The sequence below is a fragment of the uncultured Pseudacidovorax sp. genome, from assembly GCF_913773995.1.
Taxonomy (GTDB): domain Bacteria; phylum Pseudomonadota; class Gammaproteobacteria; order Burkholderiales; family Burkholderiaceae_C; genus Xenophilus.
Genome location: NZ_CAJYES010000069.1, coordinates 1 through 25,598, shown reverse-complemented (window position 1 = coordinate 25,598; position 25,598 = coordinate 1). Strand labels below are relative to the sequence as shown.

Sequence of the window (25,598 nt, the reverse complement as noted above, 5' to 3'; positions counted from 1 at the left end):
TGCACTCCATGCATGAGCCCGGCCCTGCGCTGGCGCTGGTCGGCCTGCAGCCGCGCAACCTGGCGCTGGCGCGGCAGATGCGGGCGCCAGAGCATGTGGTGGTGGACGCCGGTCACCAGGACGGTGTGCGCATGCGCGACTTCGGCCGCTTCGGAGCCGCCGATGCGCAGCATCCCGACACCCGTTCCCTGCTCATCGAATGCGGCTTCCATGGCGACCCCGCAAGCGTGGTGGTGGCGCGTGACCAGTGCGTGCGCTTTCTGGACCTGGCCGGTACGCTGCCGCGCGACGCGGCGGCGCCGCTGCTGCGGGGCTGGCGCCAGCCGGACGCGCAGCAGCAGTGGGCCTTGCATGTCACCGGCCCGGTCGTGGCGCGCAGTGAGCGCTTCCGGTTCATCGGCGACTTCGCCGGCCTGCCGCTCGTCCCCGTGGCGGGCACCGTGATCGGGGACAACGATGGGGAGCTCGTGCGCACCCCCTATGACGATTGCGTGCTGGTCATGCCCACGGCCCGCCAGGCGCGGGCGGGGGTGACCGTGGTGCGCTTCGCCCGCCGCGAGCGCCTGGCGCCGGCCTGACGGATCGGCCGGCCGCTTGGCCCTCAGGCCGGCAGGAAGCCCTCCACCGACAGGTAGCGCTCGCCGGTGTCGTAGTTGAAGCCCAGCACCACCGCATCGGCCGGCAGCTCGGGCAGCTTCTGCGCGATGGCGGCCAGGGTGGCGCCGGAGGAGATGCCGACCAGCATGCCTTCCTCGCGGGCGCAGCGGCGGGCCATCTCGCGGGCCGGCTCGGCGTCGACCTGGATGATGCCGTCGAGCAGGTCGGTCTTCATGATCTGCGGCACGAAGCCGGCGCCGATGCCCTGGATCGGGTGCGGTGCCGGGCTGCCGCCCGACAGCACGGGCGAGGCCACGGGCTCGACCGCGAAGACCTTGAGCTTCGGCCACTTCTTCTTGAGCACCTGCGCGCAGCCGGTGATGTGGCCGCCGGTGCCCACGCCGGTGATGATCGCGTCGATGCCGTCGGGGAAGTCGGCCGCGATCTCCTCGGCGGTGGTGCGCACATGCACGTCGACATTGGCCGGGTTGTTGAACTGCTGCGGCATCCACGCGCCGGGCGTGCTGGCCACCAGTTCTTCGGCGCGGGCGATGGCGCCCTTCATGCCCTTTTCCTTGGGCGTCAGGTCGAAGCTGGCGCCGTAGGCCAGCATGAGGCGGCGGCGCTCGATGGACATGCTCTCGGGCATCACCAGCACCAGCTTGTAGCCCTTGACGGCCGCCACCATGGCCAGGCCCACGCCGGTGTTGCCCGAGGTGGGCTCGATGATGGTGGCGCCCGGCTTGAGCGCGCCGGACTTCTCGGCGTCCTCGATCATGGCCAGGGCGACGCGGTCCTTGATCGAGCCGCCCGGATTGCCACGCTCGGACTTGATCCACACCTGCTGCGTGGCATTGCCGAAGAGCTTGTTGATGCGCACGTGCGGCGTGCGGCCGATGGTGTCGAGGATGCTGCTGGCTTTCATGGCGTCGTCATCTCCTTGGAAGGTTCGGGCGGACAGGAATGGAACGGGCCATTGTGGCGAGATTCGGTGGCAGGCTGCTGTCGGCGGCTTTGCCGCCGCGGCGATCACGGATAATCGCGGCCGTGAAGCACGCCAGACCGCCGCTGGTGCAATCGCCGAAAGGCGGCACTGGAGGAACGTCCGGACTGCACAGGGCAGCGCAGGAGCTAACGGCTCCCCATCGCGAGGTGAGGATCAGAGCAACAGAGACGAGCCGATTCAGTTCGGGTGAAACGGGCAATCTCTGCGCGCAGCAATACCAAGTAGGTGAACGTCGAGGCGGCCCGCTGAGTTCACGGGTAGGTAGCATTGAGCCGTCCGGGTGACCGGCGGCCCAGACAGATGGCGGTCACATCGCGGGCAACCGCGGTGCACAGAATCCGGCGTATCGGCGCGCTTCACAACTTACACCCTCTCGAAACGCCAGCTTGCTGGCGTTTCGTCTTTGTGGCGGTCGTTGGGCGCGCTAGAACCGCTCGCTCGCCCGCAGCAGCCGCCACTGTCCCGGTGCCAGTCCTGCCAGCGGCACGCGGCCGATGCGCAGCCGGCGCAGGCCGACCAGCCGCAGTCCCGCGCGGTCGCACAGCTCGGCGATGCGGTGGGCGTCGGCGCCGCCGATCACCAGCCGCAGCCCTGTGGTGCCGCCGCCCTGGCGCGCGAGACTGGCGGCGGCGGGACGCAGCGCCGCCAGTTGCGCCGGCTGCGGTTCGCCCTGCACCTCGGCCAGGAACTCGTGCTCGACCAGCGCAGCCTCGTCCACCAGCCGGCGCCAGACGCCGCGCACCTGCGTGTGCACGACCAGGCCGCTGGCCGCATCGCCCAGCGCGGCGGCGCAATGCTGCTGCATGAACAGGCCCGGCGCCGTGGGCGCCTGCGGATGGACGTCCACGCGCTGGTCGATGGCCCAATCCTGGGCGTCGGCCGGCACCCCCGCCGGCTTGTGCCACAGCAGCGTGGCCGGGGGCAGGGGCCGCGGCTGGGCGCCTTCGTCGACCTCCACCTGCTGGTCTGGCGTGACGCGCTGCTGCGGCGCCACGGCCGGCGCCCCATCGACGCGCACGGCACCCTGGGCGATCAGCAGTTCGGCATCGCGGCGCGAGCAGCCGCGCAGGGCGGCCACGCGCTTGGCCAGTCGTTCGCCGCTCATTCGGGATCGAAGCGGGAGGGTTGCGGCGCCGGCTCGGAAGCGCGCACCAGGATGCGCTCCACATGCGCCTCCAGCGAGCGCGCGGCCACGGGCCACAGGTGGCGCGGGGTGTCGGCGTAGGCGATCTCCAGCCAGTCCTGCGGTGTACCGGTGGGCTTCTTGCGCATGGCGGCCGCGATCTTGGCCTCGCGCTGCAGCCGGTGCGCCTTGAGCCGCGCGATGGCGGTGCGCGCCGTGCCCAGCACGTAGCCGTGCGCCGGCAGGATGTGCTCGACATGGAAGGCGGCGCAGGCCTCGTCCAGCCGGTCCAGCGACTCCAGGTAGTCGCTCATGTTGCCGTCCGGCGGATCGATCACCGTGGTGCTGCCGTTGAGGATGTGGTCGCCGGAGAAGAGCAGGCCGTCTTCTTCCAGCACCAGGCAGAGGTGGTTGGCGGCGTGGCCCGGCGTGTGGATCACGCGCAGCGTGTGCGTGATGCGCTGGCCGCTGCCGTCGTCGGCCGGGGCGCCTTCGAGCTTGAGGCTTTCGCCATCGCCCAGCGCCCGGTCAGGCGTGAAGCGCGCCGTGGGCCGGGCGGTGGGCGCCGAGGGCAGGCCGAGGATGGGTGGCCGCTTCTCGCACAGCGCCTGCAGCGGCTGCGCGCCGGGCGAATGGTCCGCATGCGAGTGGGTGCAGACGATGGCGCGGATGTCGCCGCGCGTGGCGCGCCAGAGCCGGCCGATGTGGTCGAAGTCGTTGGGGCCCGGGTCGATCACGACATAGCCGCTGTCGCTGTCGCCCACGATGTAGCTGTTGGTGCCGGGGCCCGTCATCACGCTGCTGTTGGGCGCCGTCAGGCGCTGGACGTTGCGCAGCAGCGGCACGGGCGCCTCGTGCTGCCAGTCGAGCGCATGGCCGATCTGGCCGTCGGGGCAGACCAGGGCCAGCTCGCCGTAGGGCGACTCGTGCTCCATGTAGCGCGCTTCCTCGCCCTTGAGCAGGCCGGCGCGGGGGCAACTGCTCCACAACGGGCGTTCGCCCGCACAGGCTTCGAGCACGGCGTGCACGTTGGCGAAGGTGGCCAGCCGCTGCAGCGTGCGGATGGTGGGGAAGATGATGTCGAAGCGGCCGGCGGCATGGCGCTCCAGCGCATCCGCCGGACGGACCCAGCTGGGCTCGAACTGCTCGGCCTCGTCGGCCTGCGGTGTCTGCCCGGGCGGCATGCGCGCCACCAGGAAGAGCACGTCGAAACGCTTGGGCAGATCGCGGTCGGTGATCCAGTGCGCGAAGGAGAACACGCGGTCGGTGGCCAGGCGCAGGCCGCGCTGTGCGCATTGCTGCGCGAAAGGCACGGCGGGCGGGGTGCTGCGGTCCATGGCCGCGACCTCGGCGGCGCTCACCGGGCGGCCGTCGGCATGCTCGGCCAGCAGCACGCCCAGTTCCTCGAAGGCTTCGCGCACGGCAGCGATGGCGTGCGTCAGCTGCACGCGGGGCTGGGTGCGGCGGCGCAGCGCGATGCGTCGGGTTTCCGTGTCCTCGTCGTCCACGCGGCCGCCCGGGAACACGTAGGCACCCGGGGCGAAGCTGGCCGTCGGGGAGCGCCGGGTCATCAGCACCTCCATGCCCAGCTCGGTGTCGCGCAGCAACAGCACGGTGGCGGCCGCACGCGCAGGCGCCGGTTCGCGCGGGGGATGGAGTTGCTGGGAGAGCCGGGGCATCGGCGCATTATCAGCAGCGCGGTCGATGCGCGCATGGCGGTCGTCGCGGCTTTGTCAGCGCAATGGCATGATGTCCGCTTTGCCCCGAAGCCGGGCGGCATACCCGGGCTGCCGCCGCGCGATGAGGGCCGAGGAGAGCCGGATGGATCTGACCCGTGCCACGGACGCGCCCTGGTTGCTGCGCCGCGTGCGGCCGATGGGTGGCGCTGCGGTCGATGTGCTGGTGCAGGAGGGGCGGATCGCCGCGATCGGCCCCGGACTCGCCCCACCCGCCGGCACGCCGGAAGAGGAGGGCGGCGGTGCCCTGCTGCTGCCGGGGCTGGTGGAGTCGCACACCCACCTCGACAAGACGCTCTGGGGCCTGCCCTGGTACCGCAACGCCGTCGGCAGCCGGCTGATCGAACGTATCGACAACGAGCGCGAATTCCGCGCGGCCAGCGGCCACGACGCCGCCACCCAGTCGATGCGGCTGGCGCGCGCTTTCCTGGCCGCCGGCACCACGCGACTGCGCACCCATGTGGACATCGACACCCAGGCCGGCCTGCGCCACCTGGTCGGCGTGCAGCAGACGGTGGCGGCGCTCGCGCCCTGGCTTCAGATCCAGACGGTGGCCTTTCCGCAGTCCGGACTGCTCGGGCGGCCCGGCACGGCCGAACTGCTGGATTCCGCCCTCGCCGAGGGCGCGGACGTGCTGGGCGGGCTGGACCCCTGCGCCATCGACGGCGACCCGGTGCGCTCGCTGGACGTGCTGTTCGGCCTGGCCGAGCGCCATGGAAAGCCGCTGGACATCCACCTGCACGAGCCGTGCGCCATGGGCGGCTTCTCGCTCGGCCTGATCCTGGATCGCACCGCCGCCCTCGGCATGCAGGGCCGCGTCGCGGTGAGCCATGCCTTCTGCCTGGGCGACCTTCCCGCGGCCGAGGTGCAGACCCTGTTGTCGCGGCTGGCCGAGCTGGATGTGGCGCTCATCACCAGCGCGCCGCCCTCGCGGTCCGTGCCGCCCCTCCTGGCCGCCCGCGCTGCCGGCGTGACGGTGGCCGGCGGCAACGACGGCATCCGCGACACCTGGACGCCCTACGGCAGCCCCGACATGCTGGCGCGCGCCATGCAGATCGGCCTGCGCTACAACCTGCGCCGCGACGATGAGGTCGAGCAGGCGCTGGACTGTGTCACCGCCAGGGGCGCGCGGGCCTGCGGCTTCGCGGCGCATGGGTTGGCGCCCGGCTGCCGCGCCGACCTGGTGCTGGTCGAAGCCGAGACGGTGGCAGAAGCGGTGGTGGCCCAGCCGACGCGCCGGCTGGTGGTGGCTGGCGGACGGATCGTCGCGCGCGATGGCCGGCTGGTCCCCGGGCTACCCGGCGAATAGACCGCTGCAGCCATGTCCGCGCCGGTCCTGTGACGCCATCCCGACGCCGATAATCCGCCGATGCGAATCCGCTTCACCAAGATGCAGGGCGCGGGCAACGACTTCGTCGTGCTCGACGAGACCGCCGGCCCCCTGGGCCTGACGCCCGGCCAGTACCGATTCCTGGCCGACCGCCACTTCGGCGTCGGCGCCGACCAGATCCTCAGCGTGCGGCCCTCACCCGCCGCGGGCGTGGACTTCCAGTACGTCATCCACAACGCCGATGGCGGCGAGGTGGAGCAGTGCGGCAACGGCGCGCGCTGCTTCATGCGCTTCGTGCGCGAGCGCGGCCTGACCGACAAGGCGGTGGTGCGGGTGCAGACGCTGTCGGGCGTGATCGCCCCGCGCATGAACGACGACGGCCGCGTCACCGTCGACATGGGCCCGCCGGTCTTCGAGCCGGGCCGCGTGCCCTTCGACACCGCCGGCCTCGATCCGCAGCCCGACGGCGGTTGGCACACATGGCACTTGGCCCTCTCCACCAAGGCCGACGAGCCCATTGTGGCGGTGGCCGTGCTCTCCATGGGCAACCCGCATGCCGTGCAGCTCGTGGACGACGTCGAGACGGCACCGGTGGCCGAGCAGGGCCCGCGCATCGAGCACCATCCGCGCTTTCCGCAGCGGGTCAACGCCGGCTTTCTGCAGGTGGTGGACCGCACCCATGTGCGCCTGCGCGTGTTCGAGCGCGGCGCCGGCGAGACGCTTGCCTGCGGCACGGGCGCCTGCGCCGCCGTGGTGGCCGGCATCCGCCTCGGGCGGCTGGACCACCGCGTCGATGTCGAAACCCGCGGTGGCATCCTCACCATCGAATGGGCCGGCGGCGAGGCCGACCCCGTGCTGATGACCGGTCCTGCCGTCACCGTCTTCGCGGGCGAGATCGAGGTGCCGGACGAGCTCTGATGCGCTGCAACCGCCTTCGCACCGCCTGACCCTTTCTCATCCTTCCTCTTTCCGGTGCGCCGCCTTTCGCCCGCACCGGTTGACCGACCGCACACCGCCATGAATCCCATCACCGAAGACGACATCGCCAACTACCTGGCCAACACGCCCGACTTCTTCGAGCGCCACGCCCAACTGCTGGCCGAGGTGCAACTGACCAGTCCGCACGGCCAGCGCGCCGTCAGCCTGCAGGAGCGCCAGGCCGAGATGCTGCGCGAGAAGATCAAGGCGCTGGAGCATCGCATCATGGACATGGTGCGCCACGGCACCGAGAACGTGGTCACGGCCGACCGGCTGCAGCGCTGGACGCTGTCGCTGCTCACTTGGCGCGATCTGCGCGGCCTGCCGTGGGAAATCATCAAGGGCCTGCACCAGCAGTTCATGGTGCCGCAGACGGCCATCAAGCTCTGGGACCTGGATCCGGCCTACGCCGGCGAGGGCTACGCCCAGGGTGTGAGCGAGGACGTGAAGGCCCTGGCCACCTCGCTGACCACGCCCTATATCGGCCTGAACGCCGGCTTCGAGGCGACGGCCTGGCTCAACGAGCCGCAGCAGGCGCAGTCGCTGGCGCTGATCCCGCTGCGCACCGCGGCCGATGCGCCGGCCTTCGGCCTGCTGGTGCTGGCCTCGCCCGATCCGCAGCGTTACAACGCCGAGATGGGCACCGACTTCCTGGAGCGCATCGCCCAGCTGGCGTCGGCCGCCCTGTCCCGTCTGCGCGCTTGAGGCGCCGGACGCACGCCGGAGGATGGCGTCGGGTGGGGCTCATCCTTTCCGCCCTGGGTCTGATGGCTGGCGCGGCGATCCATGTCATGGTGACGCGGCACGGCGCGCACGTGCTGGCGAACCCGCCCGCGAAGGATGCCGACGCGGCCCTGGTGCTGGGCAACCGGGCCTTCATCGACGGCGCGCCCAATCCCTGCCTTGCGTCGCGTGTCGATGCCGCGGTGGCGCTCGCGCAAGCGGGCCGCGTGAAGCTGCTGGTGATGAGCGGCGGCGTCGACCATGAAGATGGCCGCATCGAGGCCGAGGCCATGGAGGCCCTGGCCCGCGCGGCGGGCTACACCGGCCCGGTGCTGCGCGAGTCCGCCTCGCAGTCGACGCGCGAGAACCTGCGGCTCTCGCGGCCCGTACTTGAAGCCGCCGGTGCGCGGCGCGTGATCGTCGTCACCGAGCCCTCGCACCTCTGGCGCACCCGGCAGCTGGCGCGCGGCGCCGGCTTCGAATCCGCCTTCGAGGTGCAGTACGCCGCGGCGCCCGTGCCCTGCCGGCGCTGGGACCGCGCCGCCCGCGCTGCCGTGCGCGAGGTGGCGGCCGTGGTCAACAATGCCCTGCGTGGTGACTACTGATCCTTCGTCCGAGGCCGACGCCGACCGCGCGCTGGTCGACCGCTACCTCGCTCATGTGCGGGTGGAGCGTCGCCTGGCCGAGCGCACCGTCGAGCTGTATGCGTTGCACCTGGCCGAGCTGCTGCAGCGCGCAGCCGATGCCGGCCTGCCGCTGCAGCGGGTGGCGACCGCCCACATCCGCCGCTGGACGGCCCAGCTGCACGGCGCGGGCCGGGCGCCGCGCGGCATCGCGCTGGTGCTGTCGTGCTGGCGCAGCTTCTACCGCTGGCTGGGCCGCGAGGGCCTGGTGCCGGGCAACCCGGTGCAGGACGTGCATGCGCCCAAGGCGCCGCGGCCCTTGCCCAAGGCGTTGGGCGTGGACGATGCTGTGCGCCTGGCCGAGCACCAGCAACCCGAGGCCGATGCCTGGACCGAGGCCCGCGACCGCGCCATCGTCGAACTCCTCTACGGCTGCGGCCTGCGCGTGAGCGAGCTCACCGGCCTGGACCGCGATCCTTCCGCCGAGGCCCGTGGTTGGCTCGATCTGCCCTCTGCCGAGGTGCATGTGCTCGGCAAGGGCGGCAAGCGGCGCAGCGTGCCGATGGGCGGCCCCGCCGTGCAGGCGGTGGGCGCCTGGCTGGAACAGCGCGGGCTGCGGCCGGTCGATTCGCCCGCACTCTTCGTCGGCCTGCGCGGCGGCCGCTTCGGGCCGCAGGCCGTGTGGCAGATGCTGCGCGCCCGCGGCATCCAGGCCGGCGTGGCCGCGCCGGTGCATCCGCACATGCTGCGCCACTCCTTCGCCAGCCACCTGCTGCAGTCCAGCGGCGACCTGCGTGCGGTGCAGGAACTGCTGGGCCACGCCAGCATCTCGACCACCCAGATCTACACGCGGCTGGACTTCCAGCACCTGGCAAAAATCTATGATGCTGCCCACCCCCGGGCGCACGCGCGGGGCGACAGCGAGGATTGAGTTCGAAGAATCGTGCCTGGGAGGGTCTCGACATGAAGATGACGCCGGTGATTGCCGTGCATCTCGCCTGCGCAGCGGGCGCGTTTTTTCTGGGGCCGGTGGCCATCTTGGCGCGTTGGAGGCGACCGCCCCACCCGCGCATTCATCGCGCCTTCGGCTACGCATGGGTCACCTTGATGATCATGACGGGACTTTCCGCTCTGTTCATCCGAGACCATGCAATGCCCAACGTTGCTGGCTATACATGGATTCATCTGCTGGTTCCCGTCAGTTGGGCCGCCATGTTTCTGGCCTTTCGCTTTTTGCTGCGTGGGCAGATCGCGGCCCACCAGGGCACGATGGTCGGGACCTACGTCGGGGCTTGCCTGGTGACCGGCGCATTCACGCTGTTGCCCGGCCGCTATCTCGGCGATCTGATCTGGGTGCGTTGAAGGCGTTGCCTTTGCCGGAGCCAAGAGTGGGCAAGGGGTCGCCGCGACAATAGGCGGCCCATGAAAACACTCCGCCTCAAGCCCGGCAAGGAGCGGTCGCTCCAGCGCCGCCATCCCTGGATCTTCGATGCCGCCATCGCCAAGGGCGGCGGCGACGCGGGCGAGACGGTGCGCATCGAATCGCACGACGGCCATTTTCTGGCCTGGGCGGCCTGCAGCCCGGCCTCCAAGATCCGCGCCCGCGCCTGGAGCTTCGACGAGGGGCAGCGCATCGACGCCGCCTTCTTCGCCGCCCGTTGCCAGGCCGCCGTGCGGGCGCGCGGACTGTTCGACATCGCCAGCGACGGCCAGCGCCTGGTGCATGGCGAGGCCGATGGTCTGCCCGGCCTGATCGTGGATCGCTACGGCGACACGCTGGTGGCGCAGTTCCTGTCGGCCGGCGTCGAACGCTGGAAGGCGGTGCTGGCCGACGCGCTGCTGACCGCCACCGGCCTGACGAAGCTGTATGAACGCTCGGACGCCAGTGGCCGCGAGCGCGAGGGGCTGCCTGCGGTCAGTGGCTGGCTGCGCGGCGAAGGCCCGACCGAGATCACCATCCAGGAGCACGGCTGGCGCCTGAGCCTGGACGTGGCCACCGGCCACAAGACAGGCTTCTACCTCGACCAGCGCGACAGTCGCCGTCGCTTTTCGGAGCTGGCGCGGCACCGGCGCTTCGCCCGCGTGCTGAACTGCTATTGCTACACCGGCGGCTTCACCGTCGCCGCAGCGCAGGGGCTGGCGGCGGCCGGGGTGCTGGAGGGCGCCGAATTGGTGTCCGTCGATTCGTCGCAGCCGGCGCTGGACCGGGCACGGGCGCATCTGGCGCTGAACGGCTTCGAGGCGGCCAACGCGCAGTTCCTGGATGCCGACGTCAACCAGACGCTGCGCCGCTTCATCGAGGAGGGTCGGCGGTTCGACGCCATCGTGCTCGACCCGCCCAAGTTCGCGCCCACGGTGGCGCATGCGGACCGGGCCGCCCGCGCCTACAAGGACATCAACCGGCTGGCCCTCAAGCTGCTGCCGCCGGGCGGCGTGCTGCTGACCTTCTCATGCTCGGGTGGCATCGGCGCCGACCTGTTCCACAAGATCGTGGCCTCGGCCGGCATCGACGCAGGCGTGGACGGCTACATCGCCGAACGCCTGGGCGCCGCGCCGGACCATCCCATGACCATCGAGTTCCCCGAGGGCGAGTACCTCAAGGGCCTGGTGGTGGTGCGCAAGTAGCCGCACCTGCAAAGAGCGCCGGCCGGCCGAGTCTTTGCCGCCAGCCTAAACTTTCGCCCCTTCCCGTTGTCCCCGTCGTCCCCCGACATTCCCGGAGCGTTTCCATGGCCCTCATTCCCGCCACCATCCTCACCGGCTTCCTCGGCTCCGGCAAGACCACCCTGCTCAAGCGCGTGCTGACCGAGTCGCACGGCCACAAGATCGCCGTCATCGAGAACGAGTTCGGCGAGGAGAACATCGACTCCGACATCCTGGTCACGGAATCGAAGGAGCAGATCGTGCAGATGAGCAACGGCTGCGTCTGCTGCACCATCCGCGAGGACCTGCGCGAGGCGCTGCAGCTGCTGGCCGCCAAGCGCCGCAAGGGCCTGCTCGATTTCGACCGCGTGATCATCGAGACCACCGGCCTGGCCGACCCCGGCCCCGTGGCCCAGACCTTCTTCATGGACGACGAGATCGCCGAGAGCTACCTGCTCGACTCCATCGTCACGCTGGTCGATGCCAAGCATGCCGCGCAGCAGCTCAACGACCGGCAGGAGGCGCGCCGTCAGGTGGGCTTCGCCGACCAGATCTTCCTGTCCAAGACCGACCTGGTGAGCGCCGAGGACACCGACGCGCTGATCCACCGCCTCAAGCACATGAACCCGCGCGCGCCCATCGAGAAGGCGCACTTCGGCGAGGTGGCTATCGCCAAGGTGCTCGACCTGCGCGGCTTCAACCTCAATGCCAAGCTCGACATCGACCCCGACTTCCTGAAGGCGGACGACCACGACCACGCGCACCACGACCATGACCACGAACATGGCGAGCACTGCGACCACCCTTCGCACCAGCACGAACATGGCCACGGCCATCACCACCACGTGGACGACGACGTCAAGAGCTTCGTCTACCGTGCCACGCGGCCCTTCGATCCGGCGCGGCTGGAGGACTTCCTGGGCGCCATCGTCAACATCTACGGTCCGCGCATGCTGCGCTACAAGGGCGTGCTCGACATGAACGGCACCCAGCGCAAGGTCATCTTCCAGGGCGTGCACCAGCTCATGGGCAGCGACCTCGGCCCCGAGTGGGGTGAGGGCGAGACGCGCGAGAGCCGCATGGTGTTCATCGGCATCGATCTGCCGCGCGACATCCTGGAGCAGGGCTTGGATCAATGCCTGGTGTAGGACGTTCGCGCTAGGCCAATCGCCGTCACCTTTTTACAAGGTGCTTTCTCTATACAATCGCGCGCCTGTTGCGGACCGCCACCCTCGGCGCTGCCCGTCAGGCAGGGAAGACCGCAGCCAGTGAAGGAGCCCGCCACGTGAAGAAAACCGCCCCGGCCAGCGCCGACCTCGATGCCAAGACGCCGGTCGCCGCCGATGCAGTGCCGTCCCCCGATGCACTGCCTCCGCGGGCGCGTCCTTCGGCCCGGTTGTCGCAATTGACCGTTCCGTCCATGCCTCAGGCGGTGGCCTCCACCGCCCCCAAGGCCAGTTTCTCAACGACCATGTCCACGGCCCTCGTTCCCCCGCCCCTCCTGTCCGTCAAGAAGGACCCCAAGCTCGCGAACAACTGGAAGACCAAGCCGGTCGAAGCGTTGACCGATGCCGAAGTCATCGCGATGCCCGACAGCGAGTACATGAACGACACGCAGTTGGCTTACTTCAAGCTCAAGCTGCAGCAGCTCAAGCAGGGCATCCTCGACAACGCCGGTGAGACCACCGAGCACCTGCGCGAGGACACCGTGGTGGTGCCCGATCCCGCCGACCGCGCCACCATCGAGGAAGAGCACGCCCTGGAGCTGCGCACCCGCGACCGCGAGCGCAAGCTGCTCAAGAAGATCGAGCAGTCCATCGCCCGCATCGATGCTGGCGACTACGGCTACTGCGACGAGACCGGCGAACCCATCGGCGTCGGTCGCCTGCTGGCCCGCCCGACGGCCACGCTCTCGCTCGAGGCGCAGCAGCGCCGCGAGCTCAAGCAGAAGATGTTCGGCGACTGAGTCCGCCGCGACGGACCGGGACGGACCCGGTCCGTCCCCGGGCCGCAAGCCTTCAACCTTTCTCTCTCACCACGGGGCATGTCCAAGGACGACGCGGGAGGCCTGTTTTCCAAGGTCGCCAAGTTCGTGAGGAACCCGCTCAAGGACTGGTCCGAGCTCGAGGGCGCGTCGGGCGCGGGTGCCTCCGACCTCGGCTACAGCCGGGAGGCACTCAAGGAACTGATGGAGCGGCGTCAGCGCAACGACTTCGTGCGCCGACGCGAATTCGACATGCTGCGCAAGCTGCGCCAGCGGGGCACCACCGAGGACCCGGGCAACATCACCTCGTCGCTGCCCTCCAGCGACCGCATGACCGACCGGCGTGCGCTCACCCTGCGCAAGATCGACGAGATCGAGGCGCAGATGTCGCAGCAGTGGTGGACCTCCGAATCCGCGGCGACCGCTCCCGGCGGCACCGACACCGCGCCTGGGAGCGCACAACCGGTCGACGCATCGCTGGCCGAGCACCATGCGCGTGCCTATGCCGACACGGCGCCGGTGCTGCCGACCGATCTCCAGCCGCCGCGCGCGGCCGTGGCGCCGCAGCCGCCCGAGGCCCTGCTGCCGCCCGCGGCCGTGCAGTACACCGAAGCCCCCGCAACGCCGCGTCTGGCCTTCGACACGCCGCTCGAAGAGGCGGCCGTCCGCTTTGCACAGGGCGACGATGCAGGGGCCGAAAGCGCACTGCGGCAGGCGCTGGTGCCCGGCAGCGCCTTTGCCGACCAGCAGCAGACCTGGCGAGCATTGCTCGACTTCTACCGGGCCACGGGCGATGCCGAGCGCTTTGCCGAAGCGGCTCCACCCTATGCGGAGCGTTTCGGCCGACCGATGCCGGCCTGGGTGTCGCTGCGCGCGCTGGCGCGCGACGCGCGCACGGGCGAGGTGGCGCAGCGCCTGGACGCGCGCGCGGACGCCGATTGGCAGGCTCCCGCACGGCTGGACCGTCCCGCCCTGCTGGCGCTGACGCAGGCCCTGTCGCGGGCCAAGGGCAGTGTCTGGCGGCTGGACTGGCGAGGTCTGGGCCAGATCGAGTCCGATGCGGTGCAACCGCTCACCACGCTGGTCACCCATTGGGCGCTGTCGCCCGTGCAGATGGGCTTCCTGGGGGCCGAGCGCCTGCTCCAGGTGCTGGACGCGGCAACGCCCCTGGGCGAGCGCGGGGTCGACGCAGGATGGTGGAGTCTGCGGCTGGCCGTGCTGCGCCTGCTGAACCGGCTGGACGACTTCGAGCTGGTGGCGCTCAACTACTGCATCACCTACGAGATCACGCCGCCTTCGTGGCAGCCACCGCACGGCACCGTGGCCGAGATGGGGGACGCTGCCGTGCCCACTGGGCGGGCTGCGCTGGCGGAGCCTGTGGCCGTGCGGGGCGCCTTCCTCGCGGGCGAACTGGCCGGTGCCGACAGCCTCGCCTGGCAGCGGATCGAAGAGGCCCTGGATCGGGCCGGTGCGGCCCCCGAGATCGATTGCACCGCGCTCGTTCGCATGGACTTGGCGGCGGCTGAGGCGCTACGCGCCAGACTCGGCGCGCGACCAGGCCTGCGGCTGCTGCAAGTGCATGGCGTGCTGGCCGAGTTCCTGAGGCTGACCGGTGTCGACCGCTGCGCGGCGGTCGTCCCGCGCGCCGCCTGAGCCTGAGCGGTCGAAAAAAAGGTCGTGGCGCCCTTGCGCCACCCGGTACCGACCCCATGTTCCTGCGATGGAACAATTTCATGGAACCACCATCGTCAGCGTGCGCCGCAGCACGCCGCAGGGCGATCAGGTCGCCATCGGCGGCGACGGTCAGGTGACGCTGGGCAACATCGTCTTCAAGGGCTCGGCGCGCAAGGTGCGCCGGCTGTACCAGGGCAAGGTGCTGGCGGGCTTCGCGGGTGCCACGGCCGATGCCTTCACCCTGTTCGAGCGTTTCGAAGCCAAGCTGGAGAAGCACCAGGGTCACCTCAGCCGCGCCGCCATCGAGCTGACCAAGGACTGGCGCACCGACCGCGTGCTGCGCCGCCTGGAGGCCATGCTGGCGGTGGCCGACCGCACCACCTCGCTCATCATCACCGGCAATGGCGACGTGCTGGAGCCCGAGCAGGGCATCGTGGCCATCGGTTCGGGCGGCGCCTATGCCCACTCGGCGGCCAAGGCGTTGGTCGAGAACACCGAGCTGTCCGCAGAGGATGTGGTGCGCAAGTCGCTGGAGATCGCCGGGCAGCTGTGCATCTACACCAACATGCACCACACCGTGGAAGTGCTCTGACCCTTGATGGATAGGAACCCGATGTCCGCCATGACCCCCCAGGAAATCGTGTCCGAGCTGGACAACCACATCGTCGGCCAGAAGGAGGCCAAGCGGGCCGTGGCGATCGCGCTGCGCAACCGCTGGCGCCGGCAGCAGGTCGACGAGAAGCTTCGGCCGGAGATCACGCCCAAGAACATCCTCATGATCGGCCCCACCGGCGTGGGCAAGACCGAGATCGCCCGCCGTCTGGCGCGGCTGGCGGATGCGCCCTTCATCAAGGTCGAGGCCACCAAGTTCACCGAGGTCGGCTACGTGGGCAAGGACGTGGATTCGATCATCCGTGATCTGGCCGAGGTCTCGATCAAGCGCACGCGCGAGGCCGAGGTGGCGAAGGTGCGGGTGCGCGCCGAGGACGCCGCCGAGGAACGCATCCTCGACGCGCTGCTGCCCGCCGCCCGCGACGCCGAAGGCAAGGCTGCGGCCGCCGAAGGCGGCAACGCCACCCGCCAGGCCTTCCGCAAGAAACTGCGAGAGAAGCAGCTGGACGACAAGGAGATCGAGATCGAGGTGGCCGAGGCCCGGCCGCAGATGGAGATCATGGGCCCCGCCGGCATGGAAGAGATGGCCGAGCAGCTGCGCGGCATGTTCAGCCAGCTGGGCCAGGGCCGGCGCAAGACACGCAAGCTCAAGATCGCCGAGGCGCTGCGCATGCTCACCGAGGAAGAGGCCGGCAAGCTGCTGAACGAGGAGGAGATCCGCGCCCAGGCGCTGGTCAACGCCGAGCAGAACGGCATCGTCTTCATCGACGAGATCGACAAGGTGGCGACCCGCAGCGAGGCCCAGGGTGCCGACGTGTCGCGCCAGGGCGTGCAGCGTGACCTGCTGCCGCTGGTGGAAGGCACCGCCGTCACCACCAAGTACGGCGTGGTGCGCACCGACCACATCCTGTTCATCGCCAGCGGCGCCTTCCACCTGGCCAAGCCCAGCGACCTGATCCCGGAGCTGCAGGGCCGCCTGCCGATCCGCGTCGAGCTGCAGTCGCTGTCGGTGGCGGATTTCGAAAGCATCCTCACGCAGACCCGCGCCTCCCTCGTCAAACAGTACGAGGCGCTGCTGGCCACAGAAGGCGTGACGCTCGCCTTCACGCCCGACGGCATCACCCGGCTGGCGACCATCGCCTTCGAAGTGAACGAGCGCACCGAGAACATCGGTGCCCGGCGCCTGTCGACCGTGATGGAGCGGCTGCTGGACGAGGTGAGCTTCGATGCGGCCAAGCTGTCCGGCCAGACGGTGAGCATCGACGCGACCTACGTCGATGCGCGGCTGGACATGCTCAGCAAGGACGAGGATCTGTCGCGCTTCATTCTCTGAGCGCGCCCTCAACACTTCTCGACAGTTTGACGGCCCGGGTTGGCAACAACCCGGGCCGTGGCCTTTTGGCGAAGGCCGGGGCCTACACCAGCTCACGCGGAACATCCACTGTGATAGCTAAGTGCTTAATCAGCAAGGAAAAATACAGAGAAAGTAGCGGGAAAGTTGTGCTCTAAGTCCTTGATTCCATTACAAAAAATAGCTCGTAACAGGCCTGGAGAGGCAGATGTTTCCTGCTACAGTGCAAAAAAGTGCAGGAAAGTGGGAAATCGTGGGTGAGGCCACGTCCTACCCGGCAGTTCGCCGGCCGCTTTTTCGGGAGTCATGGGCTCGTGTTTCAGGGCACGTCATCGCTGAATCTGGATGCCAAGGGGCGGCTGTCGATGCCGGCCCGGTATCTGGACGCCCTGCGCACGGAAGCCGGTGGTCAGATCACGGTCACGCGCAACCCGGATGGCGGCTTGAACCTGTATCCCCGCCCGGTGTGGGAAGAGGCGCGGGCCAGCCTTGCGGCCCTGCCGTCCTCCGAGCAATGGCTCAAGCGCTTCTACCTGGGCAGTGCCTCCGACGTAGAGCTCGACGGCACCGGCCGCGTGCTGATCTCGCCGGAGCTGCGTGAGCTGGCGGGCATCACCCGCGACGTGCTGCTGCTGGGCGTGGGTCACCGCTTCGAGCTGTGGGACAAGACGGCCTACCAGGCCAAGGAAGCTGCGGAGATGATGGAGAACATCCGCAACTCCGAAGCGGCCCGGATGCTCAAGCTGTGACCGCCATGGCTGCATCCTTCCTCCACACCACCGTCCTGCTCGAAGAGGGCGTGACCGCCGTGCTGGGTGACACACCGCCCGCGGACGGCACCTTCGTGGACGCCACCTTCGGTCGCGGCGGCCATTCGCGGCTCCTGCTGCAGCGGCTGGCGCCCGGCGCGCGCCTCGTGGCCTTCGACAAGGACCCGGAGGCGGTGGCGCAGGCCAGGGAGATCGCGGATCCGCGCTTCTCCATCCGGCACCAGGGCTTCGCCCACCTGGGGGAGCTGCCACCCGGCAGTGTGGCCGGGGTCCTGATGGACCTCGGTGTCAGCTCCCCCCAGATCGACAACCCCGCCCGGGGTTTTTCTTTTCGTTTGGACGGCCCGCTCGACATGCGCATGGATCCCACGCGCGGCCAGAGCGTGGCCGACTGGCTGGCCACAGCCGAACCACAGCAGATTGCAGAGGTGATCCGTGACTATGGCGAAGAACGGTTTGCTGTTCAGATTGCAAAGGCGATTGCTGCTCGCCGACAAGAACGGGGCGCAATTTCAACCACCGCCGAGCTGGCCGAGCTCGTGGCTGGCGCGGTCAAAACCCGCGAGCCGGGCCAGAACCCTGCAACGCGCACATTTCAGGCTCTTCGGATTTTCATCAACGCCGAGCTTGAAGAGCTGCAACAGGCGCTGAGCGCCAGCCTGTCGGTGCTGGCGCCGGGCGGCCGGCTGGCGGTGATCAGCTTCCATTCGCTGGAAGACCGCATCGTCAAGCAGTTCATCGCCGAGCATTCCAAGGAGGTCTACGACCGCCGCGCGCCCTTCGCCGCGCCCAAGCCCATGAAGCTGCGCGCGCTCGAGCGCATCAAGCCGTCGGCCGAGGAAGTGGCGGCCAATCCGCGGGCGCGCAGCGCCATCCTGCGCGTGGCCGAGCGCACGGAGGTGCTCGGCGACGCGCCGGGCCGCCCCAAGCAAGCCAGCGCCCCCTCGGGGGGCAGCGAGGACGCGCAGCGCCGAGCATGGGGGCAACGTTCATGATCACCCGGCTCAATCTGCTGTTGTTGCTGGCCGTCATCGGCACGGCGCTGCTGCTGGTGCACACCCAGTACCAGTCGCGCCAGCTCTATGGTCAGTACTACCGCGCGCAGGCGGAGGCCCGCACGCTGGAAACCGAATACGAGCGCCTGCAGGTCGAGCGCCGCGCCCAGGCCACGCCCCTGCGCATCGAGTCGCTGGTCAAGGACAAGCTCAAGATGCGCACCACCACGCCCGCCATCACGCTGTATGTGCGGGCCGACGGCACGGTGATCCCCGCGGTGCCGCCGGCGCCGCCCGTCGTGCCCGCCGGCGCCCCGGCCGCTGCAGCCAGGAGCACGCGATGAGCCGCGGTCCTTCCGTTCGCTACACCACCAGCCCGCTGCTGGCGAGCAAGACGCCCGTCTGGCGCAGCAAGTTCATCGTGGCCGCCATCGCGCTCGGCTTCGTGGTGCTGGCCGGCCGTGCGGCCTATGTGCAGGTGATCGGGCAGGACTTCTTCCAGCGCCAGGGTGAGGTCCGCTTCACCCGCACCATCGAGCTGCCCGCCAGCCGCGGCCGCATCCTGGACCGCAACGGCCTGATCCTGGCCTCCAGCGTCATCGCCCCCAGCGTGTGGGCCATTCCGGAGGACATCGACCGCAACGACCCCGACACCCGCACCAAGCTGCGCCGGGTGGCACAGCTGCTGGGCATGAAGCCGCAGGACCTGGACAAGAAGCTGGCCGACGAGGACAAGAGCTTCGTCTGGATCCAGCGCCAGGTCGATGAGCCCATCGCCAAGGAGATCGCGGCGCTGGGCGTCAAGGGCCTCTACCAGACACGTGAATACAAGCGCCAGTACCCCGAGGGCGAATCCGCCGCGCATGTGGTGGGCTTCACCAACGTCGAGGACCACGGCCAGGAAGGCATCGAGCTCGCCTTCGACAAGGACCTGGGCGGCAGGCCCGGTTCGCAGCGGGTGATCAAGGACCGCCTCGGTCGCGTGGTCGAGGGCGTGGGCGAGCGCGTGCCGCCCCTGGACGGCAAGGACATCCAGCTCTCGATCGACTCCAAGGTGCAGTTCTTCGCCTACCAGAAGCTGCGCGACGCCGTGACCAAGCACCGGGCCAAGGCCGGCAGCGTGGTGGTGCTGGACGCCGTGACCGGCGAAGTGCTGGCGCTGGCCAACTATCCGAGCTATGTGCCCGACAAGCGCCGCAACCTCACGGGCGAGCAACTGCGCAACCGCGCCATCACCGACACCTTCGAGCCCGGCTCGACCATGAAGCCCATCACCGTGGCCATGGCGCTGGAGGCCGGGCGCGTCAAGCCCAGCACCATCATCGACACCACGCCCGGCCGCTACCAGATCGGCGGCTTCACCATCAGCGACACCCACAACTACGGCGTGCTGACGGTGGAGGGCGTGATCCAGAAGTCCAGCAACGTCGGCGCCCTGAAGATCGCGCAGAAGATGAGCCCCAGCGAGATGTGGGACACCTACACCGCGCTGGGCTACGGCCAGAAGCCGCAGATCACCTTCCCCGGCGCGGCGCCTGGCCGCCTGCGGCCCTGGAAGACCTGGAAGCCCGTCGAGCAGGCCACCATGGCCTATGGCTACGGCCTGTCGGCCTCGCTGCTGCAGATGTGCCATTCGTACACCGCCTTCTCGCACGACGGCAAGGTGCTGCCGCTGACCATGCTCAAGAGCAGCGACGAGCCGCCGGGCGTGCGCGTGTTCTCGCCTTCCACCGCCGCGGCCGTGCGCAAGATGCTGCAGATGGCCGCCGGCCCCGGCGGCACCGGTCAGCTGGCACAGACCGTGGGCTACTCGGTGGGCGGCAAGTCGGGCACGGCGCGCAAGCAGGTCGGCAAAGGCTACGCGGCAGGCAAGTACCGTGGCTGGTTCACCGGCATGGCGCCCATCGACAAGCCGCGCATCATCGTCGGCGTCATGATCGACGAGCCGAGCGACGGCAACTTCTACGGCGGCACGGTGGCCGGCCCGGTGTTCAGCGAAGTGGTGCAGCAGACGCTGCGCATGATGAACGTGCCGCCCGACCTGGCCGTCAAGCCGCTGGTGCTGACGCAGGGCGTGGACGAGAGCTTCTGATGGCCTTGCACCGTCTCCATTCCCCCGACGAGGCCGCCGCCTGGCTGTCCGCACGCGTGCGCGGACAACTGCAGGTGGACAGCCGCGCCGTGGGCGAGGGCGACGGCTTCATCGCCTGGCCCGGTGCCGCCACCGACGGGCGCCGCTTCGTGCGCGGGGCGCTGGCCCAGGGCGCCGTGGCTTGCCTGGTCGAAGCGCAGGGCAGCGAGGTCTTCGATTTCGGCGATGAACCCGCCGTGGCAGCCTACGAGGGGCTCAAGGCCGCGACCGGCCCCATCGCCGCGGCGTGGTGCGGCCGGCCGGCCGACGCGATGACGCTGCTGGCCGTGACCGGCACCAACGGCAAGACCTCGACCGCCTGGTGGCTGGCGCAGGCGCTGGAAGGCAGCGCCTTCGGCCCTTGCGCCGTCGCCGGCACGCTGGGCATCGGCGTGCCGCCGGCCGTCGACTACAACGGCCTCACCACGCCCGATCCGGTGACGCTGCACCGCGCGCTGCGCGATCTGCTCGGCCAGGGCGTGAAGGCCTGCGCCATGGAGGCCTCCTCCATCGGCATCGCCGAGCGCCGGCTGGACGGCCTGCACTTCGACGTGGCCGTCTTCACCAACTTCACCCAGGACCACCTGGACTACCACGGCGACATGGCGGCCTACTGGGCAGCCAAGGCCGAGCTGTTCCGCTGGCCGGGGCTGCGCGCGGCCGTGGTCAACATCGACGACGCCCAGGGCGCCCGGCTCGCGGGTGAACTGCTCGATACGGCGCTGGTCGAGCTGTGGACCTGCTCGGCGACGGGCGCGCCCGCGCGGCTGTCGGCCCGCGAGGCCGGCCACGGCCCTCAGGGCCTGCGCTTCCAGGTGGTGGAGCAGGGCGGTGCCGAGGCCATGGTCTCGACCACGCTGGTGGGCGACTACAACGTCGCCAACCTGCTGGGCGTGATCGGCACGCTGCGCGCGCTTGGCCTGCCGCTGGGCGCCGCCGCCGCCGCCTGCGCCCGCCTGGGCAGCGTGCCCGGCCGCATGGACGTGGTGGCGGCGGATGCCGGCCTGCCGCTGGTGGTGGTCGACTATGCCCACACGCCCGATGCACTGCAGAAGGCGCTGGCCGCGCTGCGCCCCTTCGCCGAGTCGCGCGGCGGCCGGCTGTGGTGCGTGTTCGGCTGCGGCGGCGATCGCGATCCCGGCAAGCGCCCGCTGATGGGTGACATCGCCGAGCGGGGTGCCGACCGTGTCGTCGTCACCAGCGACAACCCGCGCAGCGAATCGCCGCAGGCCATCGTCGACCAGATCGTGGCCGGCCTGGCGGCGCCGCATGCGGCCCGTGTGGTCGTCGACCGCACCGCCGCCATCGCCGAGGCCATTGCCCAAGCCGCGGCCCAGGACGTGGTCCTGCTGGCCGGCAAGGGCCATGAGGACTACCAGGAAGTCGCCGGCCGGCGTCTTCCCTTTTCCGACCGCGCCCAGGCGCAGACGGCGCTTGCCGCCAGGAGCCGGTCGGCATGAACGCATCGATGGAATCTTTGTTCACTCTGTCCGAGGCCGCCGGCTGGGTGCTGGGTGCGCGCGTGGTGGGTGAGAGCAGCCGCGCGGTCGCGCGGGTGCACACCGACTCGCGCACGCTGGTCGCGGGCGACCTCTTCGTCGCGCTGCGCGGCGAGCGCTTCGATGCGCATGACTTCCTGGCGCAGGTACAGGCGCAGGGCGGCATCGCCGCCGTGGCCGAGCCGGGCCGGCTGGCGCCCTTGGGCCTGTCTGGCCTGGAAGTGCCCGACACCCTGGCCGCGCTCGGCGCCATCGCCGCCGGCTGGCGCGCCCGCTTCACGCTGCCGCTGGTGGCGGTGACGGGCAGCAATGGCAAGACCACCGTCACGCAGATGGTCGCGTCCATCCTGCGCGCCGCGGCGCCCGGCGCCAGCATGGCCACGCAGGGCAACTTCAACAACGAGATCGGCCTGCCGCTGACGCTGATGCGCCTGCGGCCCGCGCACCGGCTGGCCGTGGTCGAGCTGGGCATGAACCATTCGGGCGAGATCGCGCGGCTGGCGGCCATCGCCCGACCGACGGTGGCGCTGGTCAACAACGCCCAGCGCGAGCACCAGGAATTCATGGCCACCGTCGAGGCGGTCGCCCGCGAGAACGGCTGCGTGCTGCAGGCGTTGACCGCGGGCGGCACGGCGGTCTTCCCGCACGGCGACGACTACACCGACCTGTGGCGTGACCTGGTGCCGGCCGGTGCAGGCTGCCTGCTCTTCGGCGAATCGCCTGCGGCCGACGTCGCGCTGGCCGAGGCCGAGTGGGACGGCGAGGCCTGGCGCTTCGTTGCCCGCACGCCCGCAGGCATGGTGCAGGCCCGCCTGGCCATCCCGGGCCGGCACAACCTGCGCAATGCGCTGGCCGCCACGGCCTGTGCGCTGGCCGCCGGCGTGACGGCCGAGGCGATCGGCACCGGGCTGTCGGCCTTCGAACCGGTCGGTGGCCGTTCGCGTGCGCAGCTTCTGCAGCGTCCCGATGGCAACCGTCTGACGCTGGTGGACGACAGCTACAACGCCAATCCCGATTCCGTGCGCGCCGCCATCGACGTGCTGGCCGAACTGCCCGGCCCGCGTCTGCTGGTGCTGGGCGACATGGGCGAGGTCGGCGACCAGGGGCCGCGCTTCCACGCCGAAGTCGGCGACTGGGCCCGTCAGCGCGGCATCGACGCGCTGTTCGCCCTGGGTGAGGCCAGCCGCCATGCGGTGGATGCCTTCGGCGCTGGCGGCCGCCATTTCGAGGCCGTCGAGGCCCTCAACGCCGCGGCGCTGATTCAGGCCGGCGCCGCATCGAGCGTGCTCGTCAAGGGTTCGCGGTTCATGAAGATGGAGCGCGTGGTGCAGGCCCTGGTGGCCGATGCCACCGGCTCGCACAACAACAAGGAGGCCGGTCATGCTGCATGACACGGACGCCCGCCCATGCTGATGAGCCTGGCCCAATGGCTGCAGACGCTGTCGCCCGAGCTGGGCTTTCTGCGCGTCTTCCAGTACCTCACCTTCCGCGCGCTGATGGCGGCGCTCACCGCGCTGGTGGTGGGCCTGGCCGCCGGCCCGGCGGTGATCCGCCGGCTGCGCGCGCTCAAGATCGGCCAGCCGGTGCGTGGCTACGCCATGGAGACGCACCTGGCCAAGAGCGGCACGCCCACCATGGGCGGGGTGCTGGTGCTGTTCGCCATCGCCATCGCCACGCTGCTGTGGTTCGACCTGTCCAACCGCTTCGTGTGGATCGTGATGTGGGTGACGCTGGGCTTCGGCGCCATCGGCTGGGTGGACGACTGGCGCAAGGTGGTCAACAAGGACCCGGAGGGCATGCGCTCGCGCGAGAAGTACATGTGGCAGTCCATCATCGGGCTGGTCGCGGCGGTGTACCTGCTGTTCTCCATCTCGGAGAGCTCCAACTGGCGCGTGATGGAGCTGTTCGTCAACTGGGTGCGCTCGGGCTTCGCGCTCGACTTTCCGCCCAAGACCAATCTGATCGTGCCCTTCTTCAAGGAGATCAGCTATCCGCTGGGCGGCATCGGCTTCGTGATCCTCACGTATCTGGTGATCGTGGGCGCGAGCAACGCGGTGAACCTCACCGACGGCCTGGACGGCCTGGCCATCATGCCGGTGGTGATGGTGGGCTCGGCGCTGGGCGTGTTCGCCTATGTCACGGGCAATGCGATGTACTCGCGCTACCTGCTGTTCCCCTCCATTCCGGGCGCGGGCGAACTGCTGGTGTTCTGCTCGGCCATGGCGGGCGCGGGCCTGGCCTTCCTGTGGTTCAACACCCATCCGGCGCAGGTCTTCATGGGCGATGTCGGCGCGCTGGCGCTGGGCGGCGCACTCGGCACCGTGGCCGTGATCGTGCGTCAGGAGATCGTGTTCTTCATCATGGGCGGCATCTTCGTGGTCGAGGCGATCTCGGTCATGGCCCAGGTGAGCTGGTTCAAGTACACCAAGCGCAAGTACGGCGAAGGCCGGCGCGTGCTGAAGATGGCGCCGCTGCACCATCACTTCGAGAAGTCCGGCTGGCGCGAGACGCAGGTGGTGGTCCGCTTCTGGATCATCACCATGCTGCTGTGCCTGGTGGGCCTGTCCACGCTCAAGCTGCGTTGAGGCCGCAACGACCATGAAGCATCTCGCCGACCTGCATGTGCTGATCCTGGGCCTGGGCGCCTCGGGCCTGGCCATGGCGCGCTGGTGCGCCCGGCACGGCGCGCATGTGACGGTGGCCGACACGCGTGAGGCGCCGCCGCAGCTGGCCACGCTGGCCGCCGAGCTGCCGCAGGTGCGCTTCGTCGGCGGGCCGCTCACGGCGGCGCTGGTCGAGGGCCAGCCGGTGCGCGCCGTCTACCGCTCGCCGGGCCTCGCGCCGGCCACCATCGCACCGGTGGTCGATGCCGCGCGCGCCATCGGCCTGCCGGTGGGTGGCGAGCTGGACCTGTTCGCCCAGGCGCTGGCCGACCTGCGGGTGGCGCCGGAAGCGGCGGCCGATGAAGACGGCGCCTTGGACGACGCGGCGGCAGATGCTGCGCACGATGTGCCCGGCGATGCGGCTGCGGGCGCCATCGCTGTGGCTGCGCCGTCCGCCGACGCGGCAGAGACGGGCGCGGACATCGCCGTTGAACTCTCCGGCGACGGCGGAGCCGCGGCCCCGGCAGTGCCGTCCGACGACGCCGCCGCGGACGACGAGACGCTCGACGAGACGCCGCCCCCCCTGCCCATCGCACCGCCGCCCGTCCCCGAGCCGGGCTACCGCCCCGCCGTGCTGGCCATCACCGGCACCAACGGCAAGACGACGGTGACCGCGCTCACCGGCCAGTTGGTCGAGCGCGCCGGCAAGACCGTGGCCGTGGCCGGCAACATCGGTCCCTCGCTGCTGGATACGCTGTCCGAGCGCATGGACGCCGACACGCTGCCCCAGGTGTGGGTGCTCGAGCTTTCCAGCTTCCAGCTCGATGGCGTGCAGGGCTTCGAGCCCACCGCCGCCACGGTGCTCAACGTCACCCAGGATCACCTGGACTGGCATGGCGGCATGGAGGCCTATGCCGCCGCCAAGGCGCGCATCTTTGGCCAGACCGGATTGATGATCCTCAACCGTGACGACGTCCGGGTGATGGGCATGCTGCCCCCGCCGGTGAAGGCGCGGCTGCAGCGCCCGCAGCTGCGGGCGCACGTGACCTTCGGCGCCGACCTGCCGCAGCGTCCCGGCGACTTCGGCATCGAGCGCGTCAACGGCCTGGCCTGGCTGGTGCGTGCCCACGAGGCCGACGAGACACTCAAGCGCCGCCGCGGCGCCGCCGTGCAGGAAGAAATCCACCTGCAGCGCCTGATGCCCGCCGATGCGCTGCGCA

The 25,598-nt window shown here is 70.1% G+C and carries 23 protein-coding genes, 1 other RNA gene and 1 pseudogene; 22 read left to right on the top strand and 3 right to left on the bottom strand.

What is annotated here, in order from left to right; translation table 11 throughout:
- A pseudogene (locus tag QZ772_RS06005) lies at positions 1 to 578 on the top strand (succinylglutamate desuccinylase); the annotation flags it as partial.
- Positions 579 to 601: 23 nt separating this feature from the next.
- On the opposite strand, the gene cysK reads toward QZ772_RS06005, so the two are convergent.
- Positions 602 to 1,522, bottom strand: coding sequence for a cysteine synthase A (gene cysK / locus QZ772_RS06000; protein ID WP_295524011.1), 921 nt, complete (start codon positions 1,520 to 1,522; stop codon positions 602 to 604).
- 124 nt (positions 1,523 to 1,646) lie between these two features.
- Here cysK and rnpB point away from each other — a divergent pair.
- Positions 1,647 to 1,965: RNase P RNA component class A (rnpB, locus tag QZ772_RS05995), an RNA gene on the top strand.
- A gap of 62 nt (positions 1,966 to 2,027) precedes the next feature.
- On the opposite strand, the gene QZ772_RS05990 is transcribed toward rnpB, so the two are convergent.
- Complete coding sequence (locus QZ772_RS05990) at positions 2,028 to 2,708, bottom strand: RNA pseudouridine synthase (protein WP_295524010.1); 681 nt, start codon at positions 2,706 to 2,708, stop codon at positions 2,028 to 2,030.
- Complete coding sequence (locus QZ772_RS05985; protein ID WP_295524009.1) at positions 2,705 to 4,405, bottom strand: MBL fold metallo-hydrolase; 1,701 nt, start codon at positions 4,403 to 4,405, stop codon at positions 2,705 to 2,707. The genes QZ772_RS05990 and QZ772_RS05985 overlap by 4 nt, the downstream gene beginning before the upstream one ends.
- Positions 4,406 to 4,547: 142 nt before the next feature.
- Here QZ772_RS05985 and QZ772_RS05980 point away from each other — a divergent pair, with 142 nt between their 5' ends.
- The 20 genes from QZ772_RS05980 to QZ772_RS05885 all read left to right on the top strand — a co-directional run.
- On the top strand, positions 4,548 to 5,771 hold the full coding sequence (locus QZ772_RS05980) for an amidohydrolase family protein (protein WP_295524008.1): 1,224 nt from the start codon (positions 4,548 to 4,550) through the stop codon (positions 5,769 to 5,771).
- Between the two features lie 60 nt (positions 5,772 to 5,831).
- Entirely contained in the window at positions 5,832 to 6,710 is an 879-nt protein-coding gene (gene dapF / locus QZ772_RS05975; protein ID WP_295524007.1) for a diaminopimelate epimerase, read from the top strand.
- 99 nt (positions 6,711 to 6,809) lie between these two features.
- A complete protein-coding gene (locus QZ772_RS05970; RefSeq protein WP_295524006.1) occupies positions 6,810 to 7,475 on the top strand; it encodes a DUF484 family protein in 666 nt (221 codons plus the stop codon).
- 32 nt (positions 7,476 to 7,507) lie between these two features.
- Complete coding sequence (locus QZ772_RS05965; protein WP_295524005.1) at positions 7,508 to 8,098, top strand: YdcF family protein; 591 nt, start codon at positions 7,508 to 7,510, stop codon at positions 8,096 to 8,098.
- Complete coding sequence (locus QZ772_RS05960; RefSeq protein ID WP_295524004.1) at positions 8,076 to 9,047, top strand: tyrosine recombinase XerC; 972 nt, start codon at positions 8,076 to 8,078, stop codon at positions 9,045 to 9,047. Before QZ772_RS05965 ends, QZ772_RS05960 begins: the two co-directional genes overlap by 23 nt.
- A 32-nt stretch (positions 9,048 to 9,079) precedes the next feature.
- A complete protein-coding gene (locus tag QZ772_RS05955; protein WP_295524003.1) occupies positions 9,080 to 9,478 on the top strand; it encodes a DUF2306 domain-containing protein in 399 nt (132 codons plus the stop codon).
- 60 nt (positions 9,479 to 9,538) lie between these two features.
- On the top strand, positions 9,539 to 10,741 hold the full coding sequence (locus QZ772_RS05950) for a class I SAM-dependent methyltransferase (protein ID WP_295524002.1): 1,203 nt from the start codon (positions 9,539 to 9,541) through the stop codon (positions 10,739 to 10,741).
- A 104-nt stretch (positions 10,742 to 10,845) separates the two neighbouring features.
- Positions 10,846 to 11,907: a GTP-binding protein gene (locus QZ772_RS05945; protein WP_295524001.1), complete on the top strand. Its 1,062-nt coding sequence runs from the start codon at positions 10,846 to 10,848 to the stop codon at positions 11,905 to 11,907.
- A gap of 200 nt (positions 11,908 to 12,107) precedes the next feature.
- On the top strand, positions 12,108 to 12,725 hold the full coding sequence (gene dksA / locus QZ772_RS05940; RefSeq protein WP_295524013.1) for an RNA polymerase-binding protein DksA: 618 nt from the start codon (positions 12,108 to 12,110) through the stop codon (positions 12,723 to 12,725).
- Between the two features lie 78 nt (positions 12,726 to 12,803).
- The gene (locus QZ772_RS05935) at positions 12,804 to 14,396 is read left to right on the top strand and encodes a hypothetical protein (RefSeq protein ID WP_295524000.1); all 1,593 of its coding nucleotides are present in this window, start codon (positions 12,804 to 12,806) and stop codon (positions 14,394 to 14,396) included.
- 67 nt (positions 14,397 to 14,463) lie between these two features.
- Positions 14,464 to 15,009 (top strand): ATP-dependent protease subunit HslV, encoded by a 546-nt coding sequence (gene hslV, locus QZ772_RS05930; protein WP_295523999.1) that lies wholly within the window; start codon positions 14,464 to 14,466, stop codon positions 15,007 to 15,009.
- Between the two features lie 21 nt (positions 15,010 to 15,030).
- Positions 15,031 to 16,362, top strand: a complete 1,332-nt coding sequence (gene hslU, locus QZ772_RS05925) for an ATP-dependent protease ATPase subunit HslU (RefSeq protein ID WP_295523998.1) — start codon at positions 15,031 to 15,033, stop codon at positions 16,360 to 16,362.
- A 332-nt stretch (positions 16,363 to 16,694) separates the two neighbouring features.
- A complete protein-coding gene (gene mraZ, locus QZ772_RS05920) occupies positions 16,695 to 17,129 on the top strand; it encodes a division/cell wall cluster transcriptional repressor MraZ (protein WP_295523997.1) in 435 nt (144 codons plus the stop codon).
- A 5-nt stretch (positions 17,130 to 17,134) separates the two neighbouring features.
- Complete coding sequence (gene rsmH, locus QZ772_RS05915) at positions 17,135 to 18,145, top strand: 16S rRNA (cytosine(1402)-N(4))-methyltransferase RsmH (protein ID WP_295523996.1); 1,011 nt, start codon at positions 17,135 to 17,137, stop codon at positions 18,143 to 18,145.
- Positions 18,145 to 18,489, top strand: a complete 345-nt coding sequence (gene ftsL / locus QZ772_RS05910; protein WP_295524012.1) for a cell division protein FtsL — start codon at positions 18,145 to 18,147, stop codon at positions 18,487 to 18,489. The genes rsmH and ftsL overlap by 1 nt, the downstream gene beginning before the upstream one ends.
- A complete protein-coding gene (locus QZ772_RS05905; RefSeq protein WP_295523995.1) occupies positions 18,486 to 20,237 on the top strand; it encodes a penicillin-binding protein 2 in 1,752 nt (583 codons plus the stop codon). The genes ftsL and QZ772_RS05905 overlap by 4 nt, the downstream gene beginning before the upstream one ends.
- On the top strand, positions 20,237 to 21,736 hold the full coding sequence (locus tag QZ772_RS05900) for a UDP-N-acetylmuramoyl-L-alanyl-D-glutamate--2,6-diaminopimelate ligase (RefSeq protein ID WP_295523994.1): 1,500 nt from the start codon (positions 20,237 to 20,239) through the stop codon (positions 21,734 to 21,736). Before QZ772_RS05905 ends, QZ772_RS05900 begins: the two co-directional genes overlap by 1 nt.
- Positions 21,733 to 23,166 (top strand): UDP-N-acetylmuramoyl-tripeptide--D-alanyl-D-alanine ligase, encoded by a 1,434-nt coding sequence (gene murF, locus QZ772_RS05895; protein ID WP_295523993.1) that lies wholly within the window; start codon positions 21,733 to 21,735, stop codon positions 23,164 to 23,166. The genes QZ772_RS05900 and murF overlap by 4 nt, the downstream gene beginning before the upstream one ends.
- A 15-nt stretch (positions 23,167 to 23,181) precedes the next feature.
- Complete coding sequence (gene mraY, locus QZ772_RS05890; RefSeq protein ID WP_295523992.1) at positions 23,182 to 24,360, top strand: phospho-N-acetylmuramoyl-pentapeptide-transferase; 1,179 nt, start codon at positions 23,182 to 23,184, stop codon at positions 24,358 to 24,360.
- A 13-nt stretch (positions 24,361 to 24,373) separates the two neighbouring features.
- Positions 24,374 to 25,598 (top strand): Mur ligase family protein (locus tag QZ772_RS05885; RefSeq protein ID WP_295523991.1); only part of this gene is annotated, 1,225 nt, incomplete at its 3' end.